The following is a 21,415-nucleotide window of genomic DNA, read 5'->3' on the forward strand; positions in this document are numbered from 1 at the left end:
TCGCGCGGCCTCAGATCACCTTCAACAGGCCGTTGCTGAGCCATTCGGAAAGCGTGTAGGCCGGGTTGACGCCACTGAGCACGATGGCCTGTGTCGCCGTGCCGCTGTCGGCGCCGTCCAGGTCCACCGTGAAGGTGGTCGCCGAGCTTTCGCTCACCAGCGTCACCCAGTCGGCCAGGTTCGCGCTGCTGGCGTAGCCCTTCAGCAGCGCCGAGATGTCCAGCTTGTCCTGGCCGTTGGTGGTGGTGGTCGAGAAGTCGCTGACCGTGTCCGATCCGGTCTGCGTGGCCAGCCACTTGAAGGTGTCGGCCTCTCCGCGCCCGATCATCCGGTCATTGGCAAAGGTCGCCAGCAGCGTGTCCGCGCCGGTGGTCCCCAGCACCAGCGTCTGCTGGCTGTCGCCGTGCGTGTAGCTGGTCCCGTTGAGCACGACCGCGTCACCGGCGTTCATGTTGATCACCAGCGACGAGCCATTGGTCGCCAGCGCCGCATCGGTCAGCGTGATGGTGTTGTTCGCCCCGTTGGCCGCCCAGACCTGCTCGATGTTCTTCATGCCCGCCGTGAACGCTGCGGTGGGGTTGAAGTTGATCGCACCCGACAGGTACAGCACGTCGCTGCCCGCACCGCCATCGATGCCGACCAGCGACTCGCCCGCATAGGTGATGACATCGGCGTCCGACGACCCGCGCAGGGTCTGGATCGTCGGGATGCTGTTGTCCTTGGACAGGTAGATCGTGAACTCGCTGATCGTCATCTGCTGGAAATAGTTGGCGGTGTCCTGTTCTGCGAGACGCCAGGTGCCGGTCGTGCGGATGCCGCTGCTGGTCAGGTTGCTGTCGCTCGCGATGCGCGTGCCGTCCATGAAGATGGTCTGCGTTGCGTCGACATAGTTCTGGGCTGCATTGCCCGCCGTCGCGTTGTCCCGGTGGGCCTCGAAGATGATGTCGTTGGCCACGTTCTGGAGCACCGTCCCCCCTTGCAGACGACCGCCGTTGGCTTCTGCGAAGTCATAGACGTCCCAGGTGAAACCGGTCAGGTCGGGATAGTGGGAACTCAATCGACCGACGTTGACGTCTCCCAGATTGAACATCGTGCCCGGACTGGTTCCCGTCGACTGCGCCTTCACCGAGATCAGCACGCTGCGCCAGTCCGTCGCAGCCACGCCGGTGGTCACCATGAAGTCGTCGTTGGCACCGTTGGCTGACGTGTTGAAGCTGATGCCCACCGACCCGTCAGCTCGGGTCACCAGAACCCCGTTGTTGACGATCACGCCCTGGCTGCCGGCGGTGGTCTGGGCCATGTCACGGCTGTTGCCCGACTGGTCGTACCACTTCGTGACATAGCCCTTCGACGACGCGCCGGTCCCGACGAATGCCAGCAGTGCGACCCGGTCGAGCCGGCCGTAGACATCGAAACCGATGTCCTGCTCGGTGTTGTCGGAAGAACGCCGCACCCTCACCGCCGCCGTGGCCAGGTTGGTGTTGATGTCCTCCAGGCTGTAGGCCGCCTGCATCCGCGTCGTGTCGATCTCCAGCAACGTCCCGGTTCCATTGCTCTTGAGCAGTGAGCCATTGGTAGCACCAGACAGGTCGATCTGCAGCTTGTCGTTGACTTCCTTGAAGTAGTCGCCGTTGACGGTGAAGGTCACCAGCTTGCTCGTCTCGCCAGCCTCGAAGCTCAATGTCTGGGAGGACGCGCCGCTGTAGTCCGAGCCGGAATGGACGACCGAGATGTTGTCGAGCAAGACGGTGGAGATCATGGCCGATGTGGCATCAGCAAAGGTCAGCGTCGTCGCGGCACTGGTCGCCACGAATGAATAGCTGTTGGTCCCCGCCTTGGAGAAGACCTGTGCGCTCGCAGCGCCCGTCGCCTGGACGCTGACATTCTCCGAGGAGCTCTGATCCCAGTTGACGGTGTAGGTCTGACCGACCACCGTCGTGAACGTCTGCGACAGCGACCCGCCCTGCACCGCCGTGGTATTGCTGAAGAGTGCCGCACCCGCCGAGAAGGTGGGCGCGACACCCGCGCCAGCCGCTGCCGTCCAGCCCGACAGGCTGCCCGACGAGAAGTTGCCATTGACGATCGACACGTTGGCGAGGCTGCGGGCCGAGCTGTTCGCATTGACGGCATACGTCACTGTGCCGGCCGCCGACAGGTCACCGGTCCGCGTGACCAGGAAGGCCATCGTCTTCGTGCCCGACGTGCCCTCGATCACGCTGGCATTCGAGACCGCATAGGTCGACGTGGAGACCGGCACGTTCGACGAGGTTTTGTCCACCGTGTTGCCCGCCGCATCGGTCGCCGTGACCTTGGCATTGGCGGTGTTGCCGTTCACCCAGGTCAGCGTGCCGCTGGTCGGCGTGGCCGTGGCCGTGTTGACCGACCAGTATCCCGACGAATTGGCCGTCACCTGATAGCTGACCTCGTAGCCGTTGGCCACGTTGTTGTCGTTGTCCAGCTGCAAGGTGACCGTCGCATCCGCATCGGTCGTGCCGGAGATGATCGGCTGCGTGGTCACGGCCTCGCCCAGGCTGAACGTGCTGCTGATGCTGTCGTCCAGGCTGTAGCCCTGGCTCAGCGCCGTGCCGGCCTTCGAGGTCGTGCTGTTCTTGACCCGGACCATCATCGTGCTGCTGCCGCTGAGCGTGGCCGAGTGGCTGAAGGACGTGGCGCCCGCCGTCGGCTGGGTCGACACGTTGGCCCAGGTGCTGCCCTTGTTCAGGCTGATCTCGACCACCTCGCCGGTCGCCAGGGCGGCACTCAGCGTTCCGGTGATGGACTGCGACGCCGTCTTCGTGACGAAGTCCGACAGCAAGGCACTGCCGCTCGCCGTGCCGGAGGGCGAGGTGTCCGCACTCAGGCTCAGCGTCGAGATGGTGGCCGTGGGTGCCCCGACCGCATCGACCGACACCGTGTTGCTGCTCGCGGCCACGGCCGGCACGGGCGTCGTGCCTGCGGGCGCATTGCCGGCACGGTCGGTGACATTCGCCAGCGATTGCGCCACCGCCGTGATGCCGCCGCTGTTGTCGAAGTCACCGCTCTGGACGGTGTACAGGAACACCAGGTTGCGGGAGTTGTCGCCGGAGTCGAGCGTGGCGGTCCGGGTCACCCCGCCCACGTCGATCGACAGGGTCGCCGCGCCGCTGGTGCGCAGGGTCTCGTTGCCGGTGACGGTGACCTTGACCTTGTCGCCGACGCCCAAGGCCGTCGTCTTCGCCGAACCGCTGGCGTCGGTGCCGCTGATGACCACGCTGAGCGTGGGCGCTGCGGTGTCGACCTGATAGCTGGGATCGGCCGCTGCGGCCAGATGCGTCAGGGTTGTCGCATTGCCCGCCGGATCCTTGATGGTCCCGCCATTGAGGGCCAGCGTGCTGGCGCCGATGGCGATGCCGGTGCCTTCGGTGTCGCCGGCGGCAATCGTGTACTTGAAGACGAGGCTGGACGAGCCCGAGCCGCTGGCATAGGCGGCCTGCACGGTCGACAGGCCGATGGTCAACGCGATGCGCGGGGTTCCGCCGGTCGCATCGACCACCACGGGCTCGCTGAAGGTGACGGTCACGCTGACCTCGTCATCCGTGTTCAGCCAGGTGCCCATCTGGTTGGTGGCACTGGTGATGCTGACCGAACTGACCGTCGGCGCCGTGGTGTCGTTGACCACGACGATGCTGTTCGCGCCCGAACTCACGACCGGCACGGTCGACGCATCGGCGGTGTTGCCGGCCCGGTCGGTGATGCTCACCCCCGAGGCCAGCGTCACCGTGGCCGCACCTGCAGCGGCCGTGATGCCGCCGCTGGTGTCGGCCTCCGCCGCCGCGATGACGTAGTAGAAGACCAGCGAGCTCGAACCCGACCCCGACTCGTAGGTGGCCTGCCGCGTCGTCCCGCCCACGTCGATCGCGTAGGTGGGCTTGCCGCCCGCCACCAGCAAGGTCTCGCTGCCGGTGAGCGTGACCTTGATCTTGTCGCCGGCAATGAGGTTGCCGGTCTTGGCGTTGTTCGACGAATCGGCGCCGCTGATGGTGACCGTCCTGAAGGTCGGCACGGCCGTGTCCACCGTGCTGGTCGGCGACGGAACAGCCGTGAAGGTCGGGATGCTGGCGGCATTGCCCGCCGTATCCGTGATGCCACTGCCCAGCGCCGTGACCAGCGCCGCGGCGTCGACCGTGATGGTGCCGCTGTCGCTCGCACCGACCGTGTAGGTCAGCAGCAGGTTGTTTCCACTCGTGCTCCAGGTCGCGCCCTTGGCCGTGCCGCCCACCTTGAGGGTGGTCGCGTTGTTGCCGGTGGGCAAGCCGCTCAGACCGCTCGCAGCCTCTCCCAGCGCCACCGTGAGCACGACCTTGTCGCCCTCCTTCAGCCCCGAGCTCTTGACCACGTTCGAACCGTCGGTCGTGCGCAGGCTCAGCGCACCGGCGTCCAGGACCGGCGCGAGCGTGTCGATGCTGACGGACGGCGTCGTGCCCGCCCCGCCACTGTTGCCGGCCGTGTCCGTGTAGTTCGCAGCGGCGACCGTGATGCCGGCCGAACCGCTGGCCAGGCTGGCCGTCGGCGTGAACGTCGCCGTGTAGACCTTGGTGTCGCTCGCGCTGACGGCGAAACCGCTCAACGTGCCGTTCGACAACGCAACGTCGCTCTCGGCAAAGCCCGTGGGCGCCTCGCTGAACGTGAACGTGATCAGTGCTGTCTCGCCCGCCTTCAGCGCAGACTTGCTTGACGAGATGCTGAGCGTCGGCGCGGCCGTGTCGATGGTGATGTTCGGGCTCGTGCCCGCCCCGCCACTGTTGCCGGCCGCGTCCGTGTAGTTCGCAGCCGCTACCGTGATGCCGGCCGTTCCGCTCGCCAGGTTCACCGTGGGCGTGAACGTCGCGGTGTAGACCTTCGTGTCACTCGCGCTGACGGCGAACCCGCTCAACGTACCGTTGGACAAGGCAATGTCGCTCTCGACGAAGCCTGTCGGCGCCTCGCTGAACGTGAAGGTGATCAGCGCTGTCTCACCTGCCTTCAACGTCGACTTGCTCGACGAGATGCTGAGCGTCGGTGCCGCCGTGTCGATGGTGATGGACGGCGTCGTGCCCGCGCCGCCGCTGTTGCCGGCCGTGTCCGTGTAGTTCGCAGCGGCGACCGTGATGCCAGCCGTTCCGCTCGCCAGGTTCACGGAAGGCGTGAACGTCGCCGTGTAGACCTTCGTGTCACTTGCGCTGACCGCAAAGCCGCTCAACGTTCCGTTGCTCAGAGCCACGTCGCTCTCGGCGAACCCGGTCGGTGCCTCGCTGAACGTGAACGTGATCAGCGCGGTCTCACCTGCCTTCAGTGTCGAATTGCTCGACGAGATGCTCAGCGTCGGTGCTGCCGTGTCGATGGTGACGCTCGGGCTCGTGCCTGCCCCACCGCTATTGCCGGCCGTATCCGTGTAGTTCGCAGCCGCCACTGTGATGCTGGCGTTTCCGCTCGCCAGGTTCACGGACGGCGTGAACGTCGCCGTGTAGACCTTGGTGTCGGTCGTGCTGACGGCAAACCCGCTCAACGTTCCGTTGCTCAGGGCCACGTCGCTCTCGACGAACCCGGTAGGTGCTTCGCTGAACGTGAAGGTGATCAGCGCCGTCTCACCTGCCTTCAACGTCGACTTGCTCGACGAGATGCTGAGCGTCGGCGCCGCCGTGTCGATGGTGATGGACGGCGTCGTGCCCGCGCCGCCGCTATTGCCGGCCGTGTCCGTGTAGTTCGCAGCCGCCACCGTGATGCTGGCGTTGCCGCTCGCCAGGCTTACGGACGGTGTGAACGTCGCGGTGTAGACCTTGGTGTCGCTCGCGCTGACCGCAAACCCGCTCAGCGTGCCGTTGGTCAGCGCCACGTCGCTCTCGGCAAAGCCCGTCGGCGCCTCGCTGAACGTGAAAGTGATCAGTGCTGTCTCGCCAGCCTTCAACGCGGACTTGCTCGACGAGATGCTGAGCGTCGGCGCTGCCGTGTCGATGGTGATGGACGGCGACGTGCCCGCGCCGCCGCTGTTGGTCGCCGCGTCCGTGTACGACGCCGCTGCCACTGTAATGCCAGCCGTTCCGCTCGCCAGGTTCACGGACGGCGTGAACGTTGCTGTGTAGACCTTGGCGTCGCTGGCACTCACGGCGAAGCCGCTCAGCGTGCCATTGGTCAGGGCAACGTCGCTCTGGGCAAAGCCCGAAGGCGCCTCGCTGAACGTGAAGGTGATCAGCGCGGTTTCGCCTGCCTTCAATGCCGACTTGCTCGACGAGATGCTCAACGTCGGCGCAACCGTGTCGATGGTGATACCCGGGGTCGTGCCTGCCCCACCACTGTTGCCGGCCGCGTCCGTGTAGTTCGCAGCGGCCACCGTGATACCGGCCGTGCCGCTAGCCAAGTTCACCGTCGGCGTGAACGTCGCCGTGTAGACCTTGGTGTCGGTCGTGCTGACGGCGAAGCCGCTCAACGTACCGTTGGACAAGGCAATGTCGCTCTCGACGAACCCGGTAGGTGCCTCGCTGAACGTGAACGTGATCAGCGCCGTCTCGCCTGCCTTCAACGCCGACTTGCTCGACGAGATGCTGAGCGTCGGCGCCGCCGTGTCGATGGTGATGCTCGGGGTCGCGCCCGCGCCGCCACTGTTGCCAGCCGTGTCCGTGTAGTTCGCGGCTGCCACCGTGATGCCGGCCGTTCCGCTGGCGAGGCTCACGGACGGCGTGAACGTCGCGGTGTAGACCTTGGTGTCGCTCGCGCTAACGGCGAACCCGCTCAGCGTCCCGTTGCTCAAGGCCACGTCGCTCTCGACGAACCCGGTAGGTGCCTCGCTGAACGTGAAGGTGATCAGCGCGGTTTCACCGGCCTTCAACGTCGACTTGCTCGACGAGATGCTCAGCGTCGGTGCCGCCGTGTCGATGGTGATGCTCGGGGTCGCGCCCGCCCCACCACTGTTGCCGGCCGTATCCGTGTAGTTCGCAGCGGCCACCGTGATACCGGCCGTACCGCTAGCCAAGTTCACCGTCGGCGTGAACGTCGCCGTGTAGACCTTGGTGTCGGTCGTGCTGACGGCGAAGCCGCTCAACGTACCGTTGGACAAGGCAATGTCGCTCTCGGCAAAACCCGTCGGCGCCTCGCTGAACGTGAAGGTGATCAGCGCGGTTTCACCGGCCTTCAACGTCGACTTGCTCGACGAGATGCTCAGCGTCGGTGCCGCCGTGTCGACGGTGATGGACGGCGTCGTGCCAGCCCCGCCGCTGTTGGTCGCCGCATCGGTGTACGACGCCGACGCCACCGTGATGCTGGCGTTACCGCTAGCCAGGTTGACCGTCGGCGTGAACGTCGCCGTGTAGACCTTGGTGTCGGTCGTGCTGACGGCGAACCCGCTCAGCGTGCCGTTGGTCAAGGCCACATCGCTCTCGACGAAGCCGGTGGGTGCCTCGCTGAACGTGAAGGTGATCAGCGCCGTCTCACCTGCCTTCAACGTCGACTTGCTCGACGAGATGCTGAGCGTCGGTGCCGCCGTGTCAATGCTGATGCTCGGGCTCGTGCCCGCGCCGCCGCTGTTGGTCGCCGCGTCGGTATAGGACGCCGCCGCCACGGTGATGCCAGCCGTTCCGCTCGCCAGGTTCACGGACGGCGTGAACGTCGCCGTGTAGACCTTGGTGTCGCTCGCGCTGACCGCAAACCCGCTCAACGTCCCGTTGCTCAAGGCCACGTCGCTCTGGGCGAAGCCCGTCGGCGCTTCGCTGAACGTGAACGTGATCAGCGCCGTCTCACCTGCCTTCAACGTCGACTTGCTCGACGAAATGCTCAGCGTCGGTGCTGCCGTGTCGATGGTGATGCTCGGGCTCGTGCCCGCGCCTCCGCTGTTGCCGGCCGTATCCGTGTAGTTTGCAGCTGCCACCGTGATGCTTGCGTTTCCGCTCGCCAGGCTCACGGAAGGCGTGAACGTCGCCGTGTAGACCTTGGTGTCACTCGCGCTGACCGCAAAGCCGCTCAGCGTTCCGTTGCTCAGGGCCACGTCGCTCTCGACGAACCCGGTAGGTGCTTCGCTGAACGTGAACGTGATCAGCGCCGTCTCGCCTGCCTTCAATGCCGACTTGCTCGACGAAATGCTGAGCGTCGGTGCTGCCGTGTCGATGGTGATGCTCGGGGTCGTGCCCGCGCCGCCGCTGTTGGTCGCGGCATCGGTGTACGACGCTGCCGCCACCGAGATACCGGCCGTTCCGCTCGCCAGGTTCACCGTCGGCGTGAACGTCGCCGTGTAGACGTTCGTGTCGCTGGCGCTGACCGCAAAGCCGCTCAGCGTGCCGTTGGTCAGAGACACGTCACTCTCGACGAACCCGGTAGGCGCTTCGCTGAACGTGAAGGTGATGAGAGCCGTCTCGCCTGCCTTCAACGTCGACTTGCTCGACGAGATGCTGAGCGTCGGTGCCGCCGTGTCGATGGTGATGGACGGCGTCGTGCCCGCTCCACCGCTGTTGGTCGCCGCATCGGTGTACGACGCCGCCGCCACCGTGATGCTGGCGTTGCCGCTTGCCAGGCTTACGGAAGGCGTGAACGTCGCCGTATAGACCTTGGTGTCGCTCGCGCTGACCGCAAACCCGCTCAACGTGCCGTTGGTCAAAGCCACGTCGCTCTCGGCAAAGCCCGAAGGTGCCTCGCTGAACGTGAACGTGATGAGTGCCGTCTCACCGGCCTTCAACGTCGACTTGCTCGACGAGATGCTCAGCGTCGGTGCCGCCGTGTCGATGGTGATGCTCGGGCTCGTGCCAGCGCCGCCGCTGTTGGTCGCGGCATCGGTGTACGACGCTGCCGCCACCGAGATACCGGCCGTTCCGCTCGCCAGGTTCACCGTCGGCGTGAACGTCGCCGTGTAGACCTTCGTGTCAGTCGTGCTGACGGCGAAGCCGCTCAGCGTTCCGTTACTCAGGGCCACGTCGCTCTCGACGAACCCGGTAGGTGCCTCGCTGAAGGTGAACGTGATGAGCGCCGTCTCACCTGCCTTCAACGTGGACTTGCTCGACGAGATGCTCAGCGTCGGTGCCGCCGTGTCGATGGTGATGCTCGGGCTCGTGCCCGCACCGCCGCTGTTGGTCGCCGCGTCGGTGTAGGACGCCGCCGCCACGGTGATGCCAGCCGTTCCGCTTGCCAAGTTCACCGTCGGCGTGAACGTCGCGGTGTAGACCTTGGTGTCACTCGCACTGACGGCGAAGCCGCTCAATGTCCCGTTGGACAAGGCAATGTCGCTCTCGGCAAAGCCCGTCGGTGCCTCGCTGAACGTGAACGTGATCAGTGCTGTCTCGCCCGCCTTCAGCGCAGACTTGCTCGTCGAGATGGTGAGCGTCGGCGCCGCCGTGTCAATGCTGATGCTCGGGCTCGTGCCCGCGCCGCCGCTGTTCGTCGCTGCGTCGGTGTAGGACGCCGCTGCCACAGTGATGCCAGCCGTTCCGCTCGCCAGGCTCACGGACGGCGTGAACGTCGCCGTGTAGACCTTGGTGTCGGTCGTGCTGACGGCGAAGCCGCTCAAGGTGCCATTGCTCAGAACAACGTCGCTCTCGGTAAAGCCCGTGGGCGCCTCGCTGAACGTGAAGGTGATCAGCGCGGTTTCGCCTGCCTTCAACGCCGACTTGCTCGACGAGATGCTCAGCGTCGGCGCCACCGTGTCGACGGTGATGTTCGGGCTCGTGCCCGCCCCTCCGCTGTTGCCGGCCGCGTCCGTGTAGTTCGCCGCCGCCACCGTGATGCCGGCCGTTCCGCTTGCCAGGTTGACCGTCGGGGTGAACGTCGCCGTATAGACCTTCGTGTCAGTCGTGCTGACCGCAAACCCGCTCAACGTACCGTTGGACAAGGCAATGTCGCTCTCGACGAACCCGGTCGGTGCCTCGCTGAACGTGAAGGTGATCAGCGCGGTTTCGCCAGCCTTCAACGTCGACTTGCTCGACGAGATGCTAAGCGTCGGCGCCGCCGTGTCGATGGTGATGGACGGCGTCGTGCCCACGCCACCGCTATTGCCGGCCGTATCCGTGTAGTTCGCTGCGGCGACCGTGATGCTGGCGTTTCCGCTTGCCAGGTTAACCGTCGGAGTGAACGTCGCCGTATAGACCTTGGTGTCGCTCGCGCTGACGGCAAACCCGCTCAACGTTCCGTTGGACAAGGCAATGTCGCTCTCGGCAAAGCCCGTGGGTGCTTCGCTGAACGTGAACGTGATGAGCGCTGTCTCACCTGCCTTCAACGTCGACTTGCTCGACGAGATGCTGAGCGTCGGCGCAGCCGTGTCGATGGTGACGTTCGGGCTCGTGCCTGCCCCACCGCTGTTGCCGGCCGTATCCGTGTAGTTTGCAGCTGCCACCGTGATGCTTGCGTTTCCGCTCGCCAGGCTCACAGAAGGCGTAAACGTCGCCGTGTAGACCTTGGTGTCACTCGCGCTGACCGCAAAGCCGCTCAGCGTTCCGTTGCTCAGGGCCACGTCGCTCTCGGCGAAGCCTGTGGGCGCCTCGCTGAACGTGAAAGTGATCAGTGATGTCTCGCCCGCCTTCAGCGCAGACTTGCTCGACGAGATGCTGAGCGTCGGCGCCGCCGTGTCGATGGTGATGCTCGGGCTCGTGCCTGCCCCACCGCTGTTGCCGGCCGCGTCCGTGTAGTTCGCCGCCGCCACCGTGATGCCAGCCGTTCCGCTCGCCAGGTTCACGGACGGCGTAAACGTCGCCGTGTAGACCTTGGTGTCGCTTGCGCTGACCGCAAAGCCGCTCAACGTACCGTTGGACAAGGCAATGTCGCTCTCGACGAACCCGGTAGGTGCCTCGCTGAATGTGAAGGTGATCAGCGCGGTTTCACCGGCCTTCAACGTCGACTTGCTCGACGAGATGCTGAGCGTCGGTGCCGCCGTGTCGATGGTGATGGACGGCGTCGTGCCAGCCCCGCCGCTGTTGGTCGCGGCATCGGTATAGGACGCAGCAGCCACGGTGATGCTCGCGTTGCCGCTCGCCAGGTTGACCGTGGGCGTGAACGTCGCGGTGTAGACCTTGGCGTCGCTGGCACTGACCGCAAAGCCGCTCAGCGTGCCATTGGTCAGGGCAACGTCGCTCTGGGCAAAGCCCGAAGGCGCTTCGCTGAACGTGAAGGTGATGAGCGCCGTCTCGCCTGCCTTCAGCGTGGACTTGCTCGACGAGATGCTCAGCGTCGGTGCCGCCGTATCGATGGTGATGGACGGCGTCGTGCCCGCGCCTCCGCTGTTGGTCGCCGCGTCCGTGTACGACGCCGCTGCCACTGTGATGCCAGCCGTTCCGCTGGCCAGGTTCACGGAAGGCGTGAACGTCGCGGTATAGACCTTCGTGTCGCTGGCGCTGACAGCGAAGCCGCTCAGCGTGCCGTTCGTCAGAGACACGTCGCTTTCCACGAAGCCCGTGGGCGCCTCGCTGAAGGTGAACGTGATGAGCGCCGTCTCACCTGCCTTCAGCGCCGACTTGCTCGACGAGATGCTCAGCGTCGGTGCAGCCGTGTCAATGGTGATGCTCGGGCTCGTGCCCGCGCCACCGCTGTTGGTCGCCGTGTCGGTGTAGGACGCCGCCGCCACCGTGATGCTGGCGTTGCCGCTCGCCAGGTTGACCGTCGGGGTGAACGTCGCAGTGTAGACCTTGGTGTCGCTCGCGCTGACCGCAAACCCGCTCAACGTACCGTTGGACAAGGCAATGTCGCTCTCGACGAACCCGGTAGGTGCCTCGCTGAACGTGAAGGTGATGAGCGCCGTCTCGCCCGCCTTCAACGCCGACTTGCTCGACGAGATGCTGAGCGTCGGCGCCACCGTGTCGATGCTGATGCTCGGGCTCGTGCCCGCTCCGCCGCTGTTGCCAGCCGTGTCCGTGTAGTTCGCAGCAGCCACCGTGATACCGGCCGTGCCGCTCGCCAGGCTCACGGACGGCGTAAACGTGGCCGTGTAGACCTTGGTGTCGCTTGCGCTGACGGCGAATCCACTCAGCGTGCCGTTGGTCAGAGACACGTCGCTCTCGGCGAACCCGGTCGGTGCCTCGCTGAACGTGAACGTGATCAGCGCCGTCTCGCCAGCCTTCAGTGCCGACTTGCTCGACGAGATGCTGAGCGTCGGTGCCGCCGTGTCGATGGTGATGCTCGGGGTCGTGCCCGCGCCGCCACTGTTGCCGGCCGTGTCCGTGTAGTTCGCAGCTGCCACCGTGATGCCGGCCGTTCCGCTCGCCAGGCTCACGGACGGCGTGAACGTTGCCGTGTAGACCTTGGTGTCGGTCGTGCTGACGGCGAAGCCGCTCAACGTGCCGTTCGACAAGGCAACGTCGCTCTCGACGAACCCGGTCGGTGCCTCGCTGAACGTGAATGTGATCAGTGCTGTCTCGCCTGCCTTCAATGCCGACTTGCTCGACGAGATGCTGAGCGTCGGTGCTGCCGTGTCGATGGTGATGGACGGCGTCGTGCCCGCCCCGCCACTGTTGCCAGCCGTGTCCGTGTAGTTCGCAGCGGCGACCGTGATGCCAGCCGTTCCGCTCGCCAGGTTCACGGACGGCGTGAACGTCGCCGTGTAGACCTTGGTGTCGGTCGTGCTGACGGCGAAGCCGCTCAACGTACCGTTGGACAAGGCAATGTCGCTCTCGGCAAAGCCCGTGGGTGCCTCGCTGAACGTGAAAGTGATCAGTGCTGTCTCGCCAGCCTTCAACGCCGACTTGCTTGACGAGATGCTCAGCGTCGGCGCCACCGTGTCGATGGTGATGGACGGCGTAGCGCCCGCCCCGCCACTGTTGCCAGCCGTGTCCGTGTAGTTCGCAGCAGCCACAGTGATACCGGCCGTGCCGCTCGCCAGGCTCACGGAAGGCGTAAACGTGGCCGTGTAGACCTTGGTGTCGCTGGCGCTGACGGCGAAGCCACTCAGCGTGCCGTTGGTCAGAGACACGTCGCTCTCGACGAACCCGGTAGGTGCTTCGCTGAACGTGAACGTGATGAGTGCCGTCTCTCCGGACTTCAGTGCCGACTTGCTGGACGAGATGCTCAGCGTCGGCGCCACCGTGTCGATGCTGATGCTCGGGGTCGCGCCCGCGCCACCGCTGTTGGTCGCTGCATCGGTGTACGACGTCGCCGCCACCGTGATGCTCGCGTTGCCGCTTGCCAGGTTCACCGTCGGCGTAAACGTGGCCGTGTAGACCTTGGTGTCGCTGGCGCTAACGGCAAACCCGCTCAACGTCCCGTTGCTCAATGCCACGTCGCTCTGGGCGAAGCCCGTCGGCGCTTCGCTGAATGTGAATGTGATGAGCGCTGTCTCACCTGCCTTCAGCGCCGACTTGCTCGACGAGATGCTCAGCGTCGGGGCCACCGTGTCGATGCTGATGCTCGGGGTCGCGCCCGCGCCGCCGCTGTTCGTCGCTGCGTCGGTGTAGGACGCCGCCGCCACGGTGATGCCAGCCGTTCCGCTGGACAGGTTCACCGTTGGCGTGAACGTCGCCGTGTAGACCTTGGTGTCGGTCGTGCTGACGGCGAAGCCGCTCAACGTACCGTTGGACAAGGCAATGTCGCTCTCGGCAAAGCCCGTGGGCGCCTCGCTGAACGTGAACGTGATCAGTGCTGTCTCGCCCGCCTTCAGCGCAGACTTGCTCGACGAGATGCTGAGTGTCGGCGCAACCGTGTCGATGGTGATGGACGGCGTCGCGCCGGCGCCGCCACTGTTGCCGGCTGTGTCCGTGTAGTTCGCTGCGGCGACCGTGATGCCAGCCGTTCCGCTCGCCAAGCTCACGGACGGCGTGAACGTTGCCGTGTAGACCTTGTTGTCGGTCGTGCTGACGGCGAAGCCGCTCAACGTGCCGTTCGACAACGCAACGTCGCTCTCGACGAACCCGGTCGGTGCCTCGCTGAACGTGAATGTGATCAGTGCTGTCTCGCCCGCCTTCAATGCCGACTTGCTCGACGTGATGCTGAGCGATGGACCCACCGTGTCGATGGAAATCGCTGGGGTCGTACCTGCGCCGCCACTGTTGCCGGCCGCGTCCGTGTAGTTCGCAGCGGCCACCGTGATGCTGGCGTTGCTGCTCGCCAGGCTTGCTGTCGGCGTGAATGTCGCCGTGTAGACCTTGGTGTCGCTCGCGCTGACGGCAAATCCGCTCAGCGTGCCGTTGGTCAGCGCCACGTCGCTCTCGGCGAAGCCCGTCGGTGCTTCGCTGAACGTGAAGGTGATGAGCGCTGTCTCGCCGGACTTCAGTGCCGACTTGCTTGACGAGATGCTCAGGGTCGGTGCCACCGTGTCGATGCTGATCGACGGCGTCGCGCCCGCCCCGCCACTGTTGCCGGCTACGTCCGTGTAGTTCGCAGCGGCCACCGTGATGCTCGCGTTGCCGCTGGCCATATTCACCGTCGGCGTGAACGTCGCGGTATAGACCTTGGTGTCAGTCGTGCTGACGGCAAACCCGCTCAATGTCCCGTTGCTCAGGGCTACGTCGCTCTCGACGAACCCCGTGGGTGCTTCGCTGAACGTGAAGGTGATGAGCGCCGTCTCGCCAGCCTTCAGTGCCGACTTGCTTGACGAGATGCTCAGCGTCGGTGCCGCCGTGTCGATGCTGATGGACGGCGTCGCGCCCGCCCCTCCGCTATTGCCGGCCGTATCCGTGTAGTTCGCAGCCGCCACCGTGATGCTCGCGTTGCCGCTCGCCAGGCTTGCTGTCGGCGTGAACGTCGCCGTGTAGACCTTCGTGTCGCTCGCGCTGACGGCAAACCCGCTCAGCGTGCCGTTGGTCAGAGACACGTCGCTCTCGACGAAGCCGGTAGGTGCTTCGCTGAACGTGAAGGTGATCAGCGCGGTCTCGCCAGCCTTCAACGCCGACTTGCTCGACGAGATGCTGAGCGTCGGCGCCACCGTGTCGATGGTGATGGACGGCGTCGTGCCCGCCCCGCCACTGTTGCCAGCCGTGTCCGTGTAGTTCGCAGCGGCGACCGTGATGCCAGCCGTTCCGCTCGCCAGGCTCACGGACGGCGTGAACGTCGCCGTATATACCTTGGTGTCGGTCGTGCTGACCGCAAACCCGCTCAACGTGCCGTTGGTCAATGCCACGTCGCTCTGGGCGAAGCCCGTCGGCGGTTCGCTGAATGTGAATGTGATGAGCGCCGTCTCACCTGCCTTCAACGTCGACTTGCTCGACGAGATGCTGAGTGTCGGCGCCGCCGTGTCGATGGTGATGCTCGGGCTCGTGCCCGCGCCGCCGCTGTTGGTCGCCGCGTCGGTGTAGGACGCCGCCGCCACGGTGATGCCAGCCGTTCCGCTCGCCAGATTGACCGTGGGCGTAAACGTTGCGGTATAGACCTTCGTGTCGCTGGCGCTGACGGCGAAGCCGCTCAGCGTGCCGTTGGTCAGAGACACGTCGCTCTCGACGAAGCCCGTGGGCGCTTCGCTGAACGTGAAGGTGATGAGCGCCGTCTCGCCTGCCTTCAGCGTGGACTTGCTCGACGAGATGCTCAGCGTCGGTGCCGCCGTATCGATGGTGATGGACGGCGTCGTGCCCGCGCCGCCACTGTTGCCGGCTGCATCCGTGTAGTTCGCAGCTGCCACCGTGATGCTGGCGTTTCCGCTCGCCAGGCTTACTGACGGTGTGAACGTCGCGGTGTAGACCTTGGTGTCGCTCGCACTGACCGCAAACCCGCTCAACGTTCCGTTGGACAAGGCAATGTCGCTTTCGGCAAAGCCCGTGGGCGCCTCGCTGAACGTGAACGTGATCAGCGCCGTCTCGCCAGCCTTCAGTGCCGACTTGCTTGACGAGATGCTCAGCGTCGGTGCCACCGTGTCGATGCTGATGGACGGCGTCGCGCCCGCCCCTCCGCTATTGCCGGCCGTATCCGTGTAGTTCGCAGCTGCCACCGTGATGCTCGCGTTGCCGCTCGCCAGGCTTGCTGTCGGCGTGAACGTCGCCGTGTAGACCTTCGTGTCGCTCGCGCTGACAGCAAACCCGCTCAGCGTGCCGTTGGTCAGAGACACGTCGCTCTGGGCGAAGCCCGTCGGTGCCTCGCTGAACGTGAAGGTGATCAGCGCCGTCTCGCCCGCCTTCAGCGCCGACTTGCTCGACGAGATGCTGAGCGTCGGCGCCGCCGTGTCGATGCTGATGGACGGCGTCGCGCCCGCCCCTCCGCTATTGCCGGCCGTATCCGTGTAGTTCGCAGCCGCCACCGTGATGCTCGCGTTGCCGCTCGCCAGGCTTGCTGTCGGCGTGAACGTCGCCGTGTAGACCTTCGTGTCGCTCGCGCTGACGGCAAACCCGCTCAGCGTGCCGTTCGTCAGAGACACGTCGCTCTCGACGAAGCCGGTAGGTGCTTCGCTGAACGTGAAGGTGATCAGCGCGGTCTCGCCAGCCTTCAACGTCGACTTGCTCGACGAGATGCTGAGCGTCGGCGCGGCCGTGTCGATGGTGACGCCCGGGGTCGTGCCTGCCCCTCCGCTATTGCCGGCGGCATCCGTGTAGTTCGCAGCTGCCACCGTGATGTTGGCCGTTCCGCTCGCCAGGTTCACGGACGGTGTGAACGTCGCCGTGTAGACCTTCGTGTCGCTCGCGCTGACGGCGAAGCCACTCAGCGTGCCGCTGGTCAGAGACACGTCGCTCTCGACGAACCCGGTAGGTGCTTCGCTGAACGTAAACGTGATCAGTGCTGTCTCGCCAGCCTTCAGCGCCGACTTGCTCGACGAGATGCTGAGCGTCGGCGCCGCCGTGTCGATGCTGATGGACGGCGTCGTGCCGGCCCCACCGCTGTTGTTCGCTGCATCCGTGTACGCCGCCGCCGCCACCGTGATGCTGGCCGTTCCGCTGGCCAAGTTCACCGTCGGCGTGAATGTCGCGGTGTAGACCTTCGTGTCGCTGGCACTGACGGCAAACCCGCTCAGCGTGCCGTTGGACAAGGCAATGTCGCTCTCGGCAAAGCCCGTGGGCGCTTCGCTGAATGTAAAGGTGATAAGCGCCGTCTCGCCGGCCTTCAGCGCAGACTTGCTCGACGAGATGCTGAGCGTGGGCGCGACCGTGTCGATCGAGATTGAAGGCGTCGTACCCGCGCCGCCGCTGTTGCCGGCCGCGTCCGCGTAGTTCGCCGCCGCCACCGTGATGCCCGCCGTCCCGCTGGCCAGACTCACCGTTGGCGTGAACGTTGCCGTGTAGACCTTGGTGTCGCTCGCACTGACCGCAAACCCGCTCAACGTTCCGTTGGACAAGGCAATGTCGCTCTCGGCGAAGCCCGTCGGTGCCTCGCTGAACATGAAGGTGATCAGCGCGGTTTCGCCTGCCTTCAATGCCGACTTGCTCGACGAGATGCTCAGCGTCGGCGCCACCGTGTCGATCGTGATGGATGGCGTCGTGCCAGCGCCGCCGCTGTTGCCGGCTGCATCCGTGTAGTTCGCCGCAGCCACCGAGATGCCGGCCGTTCCGCTTGCCAGGCTCACCGTCGGCGTGAACGTCGCCGTGTAGACCTTGGTGTCGGTCGTGCTGACGGCAAACCCGCTCAACGTTCCGTTGGTCAGAGACACGTCGCTCTCGACGAACCCGGTAGGTGCTTCGCTGAACGTGAACGTGATGAGTGCCGTCTCGCCGGACTTCAGTGCCGACTTGCTGGACGAGATGCTCAGCGTCGGCGCCACCGTGTCGATCGAGATCGAAGGCGTCGCGCCCGCGCCGCCACTGTTTCCCGCTGCGTCTGTGTAATTCGCCGCCGCCACCGTGATGCCGGCCGTTCCGCTCGCCAGGCTCACGGACGGTGTGAACGTCGCCGTGTAGACCTTGGTGTCGCTGGCACTCACTGCAAAGCCGCTCAAGGTGCCATTGCTCAGAACAACGTCGCTCTCGGCAAAGCCCGTGGGTGCCTCGCTGAACGTGAACGTGATGAGTGCGGTTTCGCCGGACTTCAGCGCAGACTTGCTCGACGTAATGTTGAGCGTCGGTGCCAGCGTGTCGATGGAGATCGAAGGCGTCGTACCCGCGCCGCCGCTGTTGCCAGCCGTGTCCGTGTAGTTCGCAGCCGCCACCATGATGCTGGCGTTTCCGCTTGCCAGGCTGATCATTGGCGTGAACGTCGCCGTGTAGACCTTGGGATCCGCGGTCACCGTCAAGCCCGAAAGCGTGCCGTTGGCGACGGTCACGTCGCTGGCTGCAAATCCGGTCGGCGCTTCGCTGAAGGTGAACGTGATCGCTGCGGTTTCACCGGACTTCAGGGCCGGCCTGTCCGACGTGATGAGCAGCGTCGGCGCCAGCGTGTCAAGGGTGATCGTCGGGGACGCGGCGGCCACGCCTTCGTTGCCCGCTGCATCGGCATAGGCGGCGGCGGCTACCGTGATGCTCGCGCTGGCATCGCCCAGGCCCATGGTCGGCGTGAAGATGGCGGTGTAGACCTTCGGGTCTGAAGTCACCGCGAAGTTTGTCAGCACACCGTTGGAGCACTGCACATCGCTTGCGGCGAAGCCGGTGGGCGCTTCGCTGAACGTGAAGGTGATGGCGGCGTCCTCGCCGGCCTTCAGCGTGCCCTTGTCCGATGTGATGGCCAGCGTGGGCGCCACCAGGTCAAGGGTGATGGGGGGCATGGCGCCTGCGTCGCCGTCGTTGCCGGCGGCATCGGTGTAGCTCGCGGCCGCCACGGTGATGCCGGCGCGGCCACTGGCCAGTCCGGGCGTTGGCGTGAAGGTTGCGGCATAGACCTTCGCGTCTGAAGTCACAGCAAAGTTATTCAACGTGCCGTGGGTCACCACGATGTCGTTCGCGGCGAATCCTGTCGGCGCTTCGCTGAACGTGAAGGTGATGACCGCCGTCTCGCCGGCCTTCAGCACGCTCTTGTCGCTGACGATCTCGAGGCTGGGCGCCAGCGTGTCGATCGCGATGGACGGGGTCGCGCCCGCGCCGCCGACGTTGCCGGCCGCATCGGTGTACGACGCCGCCGTGACCGTGATGCTGGCCTTGCCATTGGCCACGCTCCCGGCCGACGTGAAGGTCGCCGTGTAGACCTTGGGGTCTGTCGGGCTCACGCCCAGCCCGGACAGGTGGCCATTGGTGACCGTGACATCGCTCGCGTCGAAGCCCTTCGGCGCTTCACTGAACGTGAACGTGATCAGGGCGGTCTCGCCCGACTTGACGGCGCTGCGGTCGCTCGCGATGGACACGGTCGGCGCGACGGTGTCGATGCCGATGCCCGGCGTGATGCCGGCCCGGCCACTGTTGCCCGCCACGTCGGAATAACTCGCACCGGCCACGGTGATGCTTGCGCTGCCGGCGGCCTGGCCAGCCGTCGGGGTGAACCGCGCGGTGTAGACCCTGGCGTCGCTGCCGTCGACCTGCAGACCGGACAAGGTGCCGTTGAGCACCGTGATGTCTTCCGCCGCAAAACCCTGCGGCGGCTCGCTGAACCGGAAGGTGATCGTGGCGGCGTCGCCCGACTTGACGGTACCGTGGTCCGACGAGATTTCCAACGTGGGCGCCACCGTGTCGACCGGCCGGAGTTTCAGCGGCACCGCCTCGTAGGAAATGCCGATGGCGTCCTGGCGGCTGGCATCCACCTGGATGGTTTCAGAGCCGTTGAAGGCGCCCGCTCTGGCGACATACCGATCAACGCTGCCGTCAACGACCTTCGTGAACTTCGATGCCAAGGCGGCCGCATCGAGGACGGCGCCCGCCACGGTCACCTTGACGACGTCGCCGGTCTTGACCTCGAACCCGGAAGCATGTGCCGCGCTGTCGGCGTCGGCCACCTCGGAAATGGAGACGGCCTTGTCGAAGGTGCTCAGGACATATTGACGGACGGCCTTCACTTTCGAGCCGCCAGCCAGGGTCGCCGTGGACGTGACGGTATAGATGCCGTCCTCGGTTCCCAGGGCATCTCCCCGCACGATCGCGGTCGACCAGTTGCCATCGGCTTGCACGGTGACGTTGTCGAGGGTGCCGACCAGGTCGCCACCGATGCGCCGGATCTCGAGCGCGACCGTCGAATTCGCAGGCGCCTTGCCCGTCAGTTGGAAACCATCGGTTTTCTCGGCCAGGTTGACCAGACCGTCGACCGCGATCGGCGAAATGCTGGAGGAAACATCACTCTGGGCGGCCGCCAGGTTTGTCGTGACGGTCGACACGATGCTGGCGGCCTCGCCCAGTTTGGCCTGGGCGGCCAGGCCGCCCTTGACGACGTCATTCGCGACAACACCCAGCGAGGGTTTGCCACCGGATGTCGCGGTGCTTTTCGTGATCGCGTCGGCCACGTCCTGGATGGTCTTTTCCGAGGCGGTCTGCGTCGAACCGCCCGGCATCGACTGGTTCTTGTCCATGCCGGACAAGGCCGCCAGGACCTTGCCGACATCATTGGCGCCGGCATCCACCGAACCGTCGCTCTTGATGACGGGAACGACGGGCAGGTTGGTCACGTCGCCGCTCAGACCGAAAGCCTTGGCCACGTTGGCATTGACCTGCGCGATCCTGGCCGGATCGAAGGCATCGGGCATGACGATGGTGCCGTTGGACGAATTGAATCCGGCAACCTTGGCCGCAATCGTCGTCAACGGGTTGATGCTCAGGACGGTGGTGCCGGCCTGGATGACGCTGATGGCCATCAGATCGGCGTCGAGATCCTTGCGCGCGCCGGTGCTTTCGTCGAAATAGTCGGCGCCATCACCGCCATCCACCAACTGGATCAGCACCGCTCCGGTATAGGCCCCGACCTCGACCGTGAAACTCCCGTCGGGATTCACCTTGGCCGTGCCGATGGGATTTTTCGGGTCGTCGATCTTGAAGATCCAGACGGTCAGGCCATTGCCGTCGATCACCGGACCCGCCGCGACCCTTCCTGAAATGGTGTTGGATCGGGCCAGCTCGCCCGGCATCACCACCGCCGGCGAATGGCCGCCCATCGAACCGTAGACCGCACCCGACAGCACTGCCAGCGGAACGCCGGCGTAGAACGCATCGATTTCATACCAGGGCCTGACCTGCCCGGCGTCCACGATGTGGTCTTCGTTCAAGAAGGGCGCAGCGCCGTCCGCCGCCAAGGCGGATTCGATCGAACCCGAATCGGAGCCGACACCAAACGGGGTTTCCAGCCGGTAGGCCGAGGTCGCCTCGTCGCCACCACCGGCCAGCGCCAGCATCGGCTGAAACAGTTCCAGGGGCCGGGAGGCATCCGAGAAGGCGACCAGATCATTCGGACCCGCCTCCTCCGGGGCCGGCAGACCGCAGACACGAATCGTCTTGCCCGACTTGAGCAACAGCAGCAGATCCCCTTGACTCCATCGCGCGATGGCAATGTCCGCGAATGCGACACCCTTGACCTGGATGATGTTCTGCTTTTGTGCCCGTGCCATTTTCATTCCCTTCAAGAAACTTCGAGATGCACCCCGATGTTTCTTTCTGGAAATTCACGGCCCCGAAACAGATCAACCTGAACTGCAAATCGATGGACGCCAATCATTCCAAACCAGCAAAACCCGCAGTATCAA

Annotated in this window: 1 protein-coding gene; it reads right to left on the reverse strand. The window is 65.3% G+C overall.

Annotated features, from left to right (window positions below; all coding sequences use genetic code 11):
* Positions 1 to 10: 10 nt before the first annotated feature.
* Complete coding sequence (locus tag ACWA7K_RS09980) at positions 11 to 21,280, reverse strand: Ig-like domain-containing protein (RefSeq protein WP_456168094.1); 21,270 nt, start codon at positions 21,278 to 21,280, stop codon at positions 11 to 13.
* Between the last annotated feature and the right edge of the window lie 135 nt (positions 21,281 to 21,415).

The sequence above is a fragment of the Leptothrix mechoopdaensis (SeqCode) genome (assembly GCF_053893855.1).

Coding starts and splice junctions, on each gene's coding strand:
- ACWA7K_RS09980 (WP_456168094.1), bottom strand. CDS start 21,280: ATGGCACGGGCACAAAAGCAGAACATCATCCAGGTCAAGGGTGTCGCA.